Below are 3,508 nucleotides of genomic sequence, written 5' to 3'. Positions count from 1 at the left end.
CTGCCGACGCTGGGGGGAGAGAAAAAGGGTCTATGGGTCACCGGCCCCCTGGGGGATCCCGTGTGGGCGGAATATGGGGTGGCGGGAGAGCTGGCCCTGTTGGAGCTGGCCCAGGTGGCCGGCCTGACCTTGGTGCCACCGGAGCGGCGGGATCCCAGCCGCACCACCACCTACGGCCTGGGGGAGCTGCTGCGGGCTGTTTGCCGCGATCCCATCGCTGAGATCTGGATAGGTCTGGGGGGATCCGCCACCGTGGATGGAGGGGCGGGCATGGCGCAGGCCTTAGGCTATCGCCTGTTGGATGGAGCTGGGGATCCCATCGGCTGGGGTGGGGCGGAGCTGGCCCGGCTGGCGCGCATCGAGCCCCCCGAACAGCCTGGTTGGCAGGGGAAACGGGTCCGCGGCCTCTGCGATGTGCAAAACCCCCTCACTGGTCCGTTGGGAGCCGCCGCCGTCTTTGCCCCCCAGAAGGGCGCCACCCCTTCCCAGGTGCAGCAGTTGGAGCAGGCGCTGCAGCAGTGGGCTCAAGTGGTGGAGCGAGATTTGGGCCAGGCCGTGGCCGGGATCCCAGGGGCCGGAGCCGCAGGGGGAGCGGGAGCAGGGTTGGTGGCTTTTTTGGGGGCCACTCTGGAGTCCGGGATCCGCTTGCTGGCCCAGCAATTGGCCCTGCCGGAGCGCATCCGCCGCTGCCATCTGGTCGTCACCGGAGAGGGCTGCCTCGACGAGCAAAGCGCGATGGGAAAGGTGGTGGGGGCGGTGCTGGAGCAGGCTATCCAAGCCCAAAAACCCCTGCTCATCCTCTGTGGCCAGGTGACTCCGGCAGCGCGCGCTGGGTTGGCAGCCCAGCCTCTTCCCCTTCGGGTTGGCGCCCTGTGCGACCGGATCCCCGATGTGGCAGAAGCCCAACGGCAGGCTGGCCGATACCTGGAGCAGATGGCGGCTCAGGAGCTGAGAGATTTTCTGGAGCAGGGCGCGGGGATGGGCCGGTTATAATGGCTTAAATCTTTGGGTTTGGTTAGGACATCATGGCCAGTATCGAGTTCTCCCCCGGCATCCAAGAGGTGCCCACCCAGGTGCGAGTGCTGAAATCCAAGACCGGCAACCGGGGATCCGCGATTTTCCGCTTCGAGGATCTAAAATCCGATACGCAAAACATCCTCGGCATGCGGATGATCGATGAGGAAGGGGAGCTGACCACCCGCAACATCAGGGCCAAGTTCCTGAACGGGGAATTCAAAGCCCTGGAAGTGACCTACGACATGGAAACCGAGGCAGAGTGGGATCGCTTCCTGCGCTTTATGGAACGCTTTTCAGCGGCCAACCAGATGGGCATGGCCTAGTTGCCGCCCTTCCCGCCTCAGCTTTTGGATTTTTTGCTCCTCTTGCCGGATCTGCGCTTGGCTTGAGGTTGGCCGGGATCGGATCCCTGGCCCTCTTCAACTGAGGGCTGCCCCAGCGGCGGCCGTCGCTTGTACCAGTCGGTGCTTTGCTCATAGGCATAGGCCACCCGCAGCACCTTGCTCTCCTGTAGGGCATTGCCCACAATTTGCAGGCCAATGGGCAGCCCATCGGCAAACCCGCAGGGCAGGCTCAGCCCCGGCAAACCCGCCAGGTTCACCGGGATCGTCATCAGGTCGCAGAGGTACATGCTGAGGGGATCCTCCCGCTCGCCGATCTTGAACGCCGGGGTGGGGGTGGTGGGGCTGACCAGCACATCCACCTTCTCGAAAGCTCTGAGGAAGTCCTGCTTGATGAGGGTGCGCACCTTCTGGGCCTTGAGGTAGTAGGCGTCGTAATACCCCGAAGAGAGGGCATAGGTGCCGATCATAATGCGCCGCTTGACTTCTGGCCCAAAGCCGTGGGCGCGGGTCTTGCCATACATGGCCAGCAGCGAGTCGGCAGGTTCCCGCAGGCCGTATTTCACCCCGTCGTAGCGGGCCAAATTGGCAGAGGCTTCCGAAGGGGCAATGATGTAATAGGTGGCAAGGCCGTAGCGAAAACTGGGGCAGTCGATCTCCAGGATCTCGGCCCCCAGTTCCTGCAGATGTTGAATGGCCGCTTGCACGGCAGCGCGGGTCTCCTCGCCGCATCCTTCCCCCAGCAAGTCGCGGATCACCCCGATTTTGAACCCCTTGATGTCCGGGATCAGAGCCTGGCTATAGTTCGGGATCCGCACCTTTAAGCTGGTGGAGTCCATTGGGTCATGGCCGGCGATCCCCTGCAGCAGCAGGGCCACATCCTCCACCGTGCGCCCAAACGGCCCCACCTGATCCAAAGACGAGGCAAAAGCCACCAGCCCGTAGCGGGACACCAGCCCGTAGGTGGGCTTGAGGCCCACCACCCCACAAAAAGCTGCCGGTTGGCGGATGGATCCCCCCGTATCTGAGCCCAGGGCCACCACCGCTTGGTCGGCAGCCACCGCCGCCGCCGATCCCCCAGAGGATCCCCCTGGCACCCGCGTCAGATCCCAGGGATTGGCCGTGCGCTGAAAGGCCGAGTTTTCCGTGGAGCTGCCCATGGCAAACTCGTCTAGGTTGGTCTTGCCCACCGTCACCATGCCCGCAGCCGCCAGCCGCGCCGTCACCGTTGACTCGTAGGGGGGAATGAACCCCTCCAGCATCCGGGAGGCACAGGTGGTGCGGATCCCTTGGGTGCAGAGGTTGTCTTTCACGGCAAGCGGGATCCCGGCCAAAGGGCCGATCTCCTCCCCGGCCCGAATGCGGGCATCCACCGCCTTGGCCTGTTGCAGAGCCAGTTCTTCGGTTACAGTAATAAAGCTTTTAAGCTGCGGCTCCAGTTGGGTGAGACGCTCCAAGTATTCGCGGGCGATCTCCTCCGCCGAGCGCTCTTTGGCTACCAACTGGCTGTGTAGGGCGCGAATCACAGACATAGGCAAACTCGCAGGGAATGGCAAACGCCAGTGAGGCCAGACCAAGTTCCCTCTAGACTAATCCAGATGGGATCCCTTCCTACCCAAAATCCCGCCAATTTCCCCTCTCCCTGAGAGAGAGGGGCTGGGGGTGAGGGCGTCGGCAATGCAGAGCGCTTGGGCCCAAGTTACCGCCGTTCCAAAAAGTCGCGGCGCAGATCCCGAATCTCCTGCCGCATCTCCCGCATCTCTTGGGCCATCTCGTCAGTGCGCCGTTCCAAAGCCTCGGTGCGGCGCTCCACAGCTTCCGTGCGCCGTTCAATGGCTCGGGTGCGCTCGTCAAAGCGATCCAGCGCCTCCCGGAAAAACTGTGCCAGCATCGCCTGCCCTTCCCGCAGCTCTTGGATCAAAACCTGCTGGTTTTGCTGGGCAGCTTGCAACTCCTGGACGGCCCGAATCAGCCACTGCTCTTGCTCAGGTGTCATGGTTACCAAGGCGCTACAGAACAAGGAAATCCTACCACCCTAAATCTCCTCCTGGGAGAAGGATCCGGGGATGGTTACACTAGCAACGCAGAGCGCTTGGGCCCAAGCTACCGCCGTTCCAAAAAATCGCGGCGCAGATCCCGAATCTCTTGCC

The 3,508-nt window shown here is 63.1% G+C and carries 4 protein-coding genes; 2 read left to right on the top strand and 2 right to left on the bottom strand.

Going from position 1 to position 3,508, the window contains the following annotated elements; genetic code table 11:
- On the top strand, positions 1 to 993 hold a 993-nt coding region (locus NW856_RS05450), incomplete at its 5' end, for a glycerate kinase (protein ID WP_414399446.1).
- Between the two features lie 32 nt (positions 994 to 1,025).
- Positions 1,026 to 1,340, top strand: coding sequence for a photosystem II reaction center protein Psb28 (gene psb28, locus NW856_RS05445; RefSeq protein WP_011433213.1), 315 nt, complete (start codon positions 1,026 to 1,028; stop codon positions 1,338 to 1,340).
- Between the two features lie 17 nt (positions 1,341 to 1,357).
- Here the strand turns inward: psb28 and gatA are convergent, their stop codons facing one another.
- Both gatA and NW856_RS05435 read right to left on the bottom strand, forming a co-directional pair.
- On the bottom strand, positions 1,358 to 2,890 hold the full coding sequence (gene gatA, locus NW856_RS05440) for an Asp-tRNA(Asn)/Glu-tRNA(Gln) amidotransferase subunit GatA (RefSeq protein ID WP_414399445.1): 1,533 nt from the start codon (positions 2,888 to 2,890) through the stop codon (positions 1,358 to 1,360).
- Between the two features lie 167 nt (positions 2,891 to 3,057).
- On the bottom strand, positions 3,058 to 3,354 hold the full coding sequence (locus NW856_RS05435; RefSeq protein ID WP_414342514.1) for a hypothetical protein: 297 nt from the start codon (positions 3,352 to 3,354) through the stop codon (positions 3,058 to 3,060).
- Positions 3,355 to 3,508 lie beyond the last annotated feature (154 nt).

Origin of the sequence: Synechococcus sp. R3-13, from assembly GCF_047462195.1 — a bacterium.
Lineage (GTDB): Bacteria > Cyanobacteriota > Cyanobacteriia > Thermostichales > Thermostichaceae > Thermostichus.
Note: the sequence above shows the minus strand (reverse complement) of the source record. Positions and strands in the feature narration are given on the sequence as shown.

Excerpts from the sequence above, each read along its gene's own strand:
- psb28 (WP_011433213.1), top strand. The coding sequence starts at position 1,026 with ATGGCCAGTATCGAGTTCTCCCCCGGCATCCAAGAGGTGCCCACCCAG.
- gatA (WP_414399445.1), bottom strand. The coding sequence starts at position 2,890 with ATGTCTGTGATTCGCGCCCTACACAGCCAGTTGGTAGCCAAAGAGCGC.
- NW856_RS05435 (WP_414342514.1), bottom strand. The coding sequence starts at position 3,354 with ATGACACCTGAGCAAGAGCAGTGGCTGATTCGGGCCGTCCAGGAGTTG.